The following is a 3,287-nucleotide window of genomic DNA, read 5'->3' as shown; positions in this document are numbered from 1 at the left end:
CTCTAAGACTTAGTAAAGAGATTGATCTCAGTAAATGTGCATCTAAGATGCAAGGATTATCATATGCACTTGTTGTTAAAATAGCAAATGATGCCGCAAAAAAATCTATTATAAATTCTAGCAAAGAGATTTCTGTAAATGATTTGGACAAAGCACTGGAAGAAAACTTAACGTTTAACAAATAGTTTTATGGAAAATTTTCCTCACCTACAATTCCTCCAAAAGGTTTCTGGGAAGCCTCGCTTGCACGGAGGTGGAACACCCCATCCTCTTTCTAAAGAAAATAAACTAAATAATCTTAGGCATTCTCGTAATTTACTGAACAAAACTACTCAATTAAAGACTGATTGGAATAATCAATTATCAGTAAGATAACAAAATGATCTTGCTCCTCTAAATGCTGATATTATACCTATTTTTCTTAAAATAAATCCAAAATTAATTAATTACGATTTTGATTTAAAACAATTTGGAATCGAAATAATTTCTGAAGAAGATGATGGTTATATTATTGGAGCTTCTCTAGATGCTTTTGCAACCTTAAATAAGAAAATAAATAAATTTTTTAATGGTGAGCACGGAGGAGGTCGAATTGCGGAATTTTGGGAAATCATAGATGGAAATCAATGGAAACCAGAACACATACTTTCGGACTATTTGAAATCTATATGGCAAAGTGTTGATGAAAATACTATTTATAAATTAGAGGTTGGTGTTGCATTTGATAAACCTCCAGACCCAACCAAACAGGGTTGTGCAGGTAGATGTGAAAAACATTGGCAAGCGTTAATTGAACGTGATAATAGATTCCTTGAAAGACAAAATGAATTTGAAGCGTTTATAAATTTCTACGGTAGTATTACCAGCAATTTTATCGATTTAGAAGACAGTTTTTGTTGTGAAGTCGAAATTAATGGAAAGGGTTTAAAAGACTTAGTATTAAATTACCCTTTTGTTTTTGAAGTTTCAGAGGTTGATGAAATTGTTGGAGTACAATCAGAATCGGAAGGAACTGAAACATTCGAAATTGAAATTATTGAGCCAGAAGAAGACGCCCCTGAAATAGGAGTGATTGATAGTGGTATAATGGAAGGTAATAAATATATTTCTCCAGCTATAATTTCTAAAAATTCAAAGTCTTACATAATCGGTGATGATTCTACTGCAGATTATGTAAGAGGTGGGGGACACGGAACTCGTGTTGCAGGAGCAATTTTGTATCCAAATGGGATTAGCAATGTTTCTAATCCTTATCAACTCCCTTGCTATGTAAGAAATCTAAGAGTATTAAATCAAGACAATAAACTTACAGATAAACTTCCTGCTCAACTAATGCAGGAAATAATTGCTGACAATGAAGATTGTAGAGTATTTAACCTCTCTGTTAATTCTTGCTTACCCTCGAGAATTAAACATATGTCATCGTGGGCAGCAACGATTGATACAATTATTAATGAAAAAGATATTTTATTTTTAATATCCGCTGGAAATATTTCAATTAGTAATGCGAGAGGTTTTGGCATTAGTCATTTTATAGAAAATGGGAAAAATTATCCTGATTACTTAAATGAAGCATATTGTAGAATAGCAAATCCGGCTCAAAGCAGTTTTGCTATTACAGTCGGCTCAATAAATCATATTTCGATTGATAATGATGAATTTCAATCGTTAGGTAATCATAATGACATATCTCCCTTTTCGAGAATTGGGACAGGAATTTGGGGAATGATAAAACCGGATGTTGTAGAATATGGCGGCGGATTAAGTATTTCTAAAACAGGTAATATTGTTTCAATCAAGAATGAATTATCTCCGGAATTAGTACGCTCTACCTTACATGGAGGTGCGGCAATTGGAAACGATATTGTAGGAACTTCATTTGCAACTCCAAAAGTTTCCTATATTGTATCGCAACTATTAAAACTTTATCCTGAAGAAAATGTAAATTTATTAAGAGGATTAGTAGTGCAAGGTGCTAGATTGCCGGAACCATATTTTGAAAACCCTTCGGCAACTAGCATAAAACATTTTGGTTATGGAATACCTTCTCTGGAAAGGGTAACTAAAAATAGTGAGCAACGTATAACTTTTTATAATACTGGAAATATTAGAGCAGAAGAAGGACATATATATTCATTAAAAATTCCAGAGTTTTTAAGGTCTCCTGCTGAAGAATATGATATTTTAATTGAAGTCACTGTTTCCTACACAGCCAAAGTAAGAAGAACAAGGCAGAAAACTAAATCATATTTGTCTTCTTGGCTAGATTGGACAAGTTCTAAAGTTGGAGAAGCATTCGAAGAATTTAAAGATTATGTTCTCAAAGAAATTGAAGGGGAGGTAACGACTTATAAAAGAGATAAAAGAAATACAATGTCAAGCTGGAACTGGAAAATTAAAAGTGATAAAAGAGGCGAAGTAGATGGCATTAGTAGAACGAATAGTACCGTGCAAAAAGATTGGACAATTATAAAATCGCACGATTTGCCAGAAGATATTAATATTGCTATTAGAGGTCATAAGGGGTGGGATAAATCACACGGTGAAATCCCATATTCATTAGTTGTATCAATTGAAATCTTAAATTCTAATTTGGAAATTTATGACGCAATCCGGATTGAAAATGAAATTGAACTAACAGTATAAATAAATATTAAACATTATGAAAAAGAGTATAAACGTTTTATTTGGTAATGATCTGAAAGATTTGGGTTATAAAATGTCCACAGTTAATCATTTTGAAAAAAAAACAAAAAAACTATATTTATTGCATTGATAGAGATATAAGTGACTTTTTGTTGTTGCGATTACTAATAGCAAACTCCTTTGAGGAAAACAAATGTATTGAAAGTAAATTGATACCTGACCTATCTACATATTCAATAAATGAGTTTTTAAATATAATTAATGAAACTGAAAATACTTATAGCACTTTAATTAAAGAAATTAGTAAATAAAAATATTGCGAATACTTTGTATTCGCAGACACTATACCATTAAGTGTGGGAGTGTTACCCGAACTGTGTCAGGTTCTAAATTAATGCTCCTCAAAAGCTGTTTTTTTCCTTGAGAATTCTCTCCAAATTTAACATAAAGTTGTGATAATGCGATACCCCAGTTATGGATAGGCATTGTCCATTTTTTACTGATATTCTGTATTTCCAGATACATTAGCTTCATCAGTGCCTGTTCTGAAGGAAAAGCACCTTTAGTTTTGGTGATTTTGCGTATCTGGCGATGTACCCCTTGAATTGGATTGGTAGTATATATGCTTTTTCGTACTACCT

General features: G+C 32.2%; 2 protein-coding genes and 2 pseudogenes. 3 read left to right on the top strand and 1 reads right to left on the bottom strand.

Annotated elements, in window-relative coordinates:
* From GNY06_RS00345 to GNY06_RS00340, 3 genes and pseudogenes are all read left to right on the top strand, one after another.
* Positions 1–185 (top strand): annotated as a pseudogene (locus tag GNY06_RS00345) (ATP-binding protein); the annotation flags it as partial.
* 4 nt (positions 186–189) lie between these two features.
* A complete protein-coding gene (locus GNY06_RS13500; protein WP_212995057.1) occupies positions 190–375 on the top strand; it encodes a hypothetical protein in 186 nt (61 codons plus the stop codon).
* 282 nt (positions 376–657) lie between these two features.
* Positions 658–2,646 (top strand): S8 family peptidase, encoded by a 1,989-nt coding sequence (locus GNY06_RS00340; protein WP_212995056.1) that lies wholly within the window; start codon positions 658–660, stop codon positions 2,644–2,646.
* A 435-nt stretch (positions 2,647–3,081) separates the two neighbouring features.
* Here the strand turns inward: GNY06_RS00340 and GNY06_RS00335 are convergent.
* Positions 3,082–3,287 (bottom strand): annotated as a pseudogene (locus GNY06_RS00335) (transposase); the annotation flags it as partial.

Origin of the sequence: Elizabethkingia argenteiflava (genome assembly GCF_009904105.1) — a bacterium.
Classification (GTDB): domain Bacteria; phylum Bacteroidota; class Bacteroidia; order Flavobacteriales; family Weeksellaceae; genus Elizabethkingia; species Elizabethkingia argenteiflava.
This window is presented reverse-complemented; position numbering and strand designations above follow the sequence as displayed.

Excerpts from the sequence above, each read along its gene's own strand:
- GNY06_RS13500 (WP_212995057.1), top strand. The coding sequence starts at position 190 with ATGGAAAATTTTCCTCACCTACAATTCCTCCAAAAGGTTTCTGGGAAG.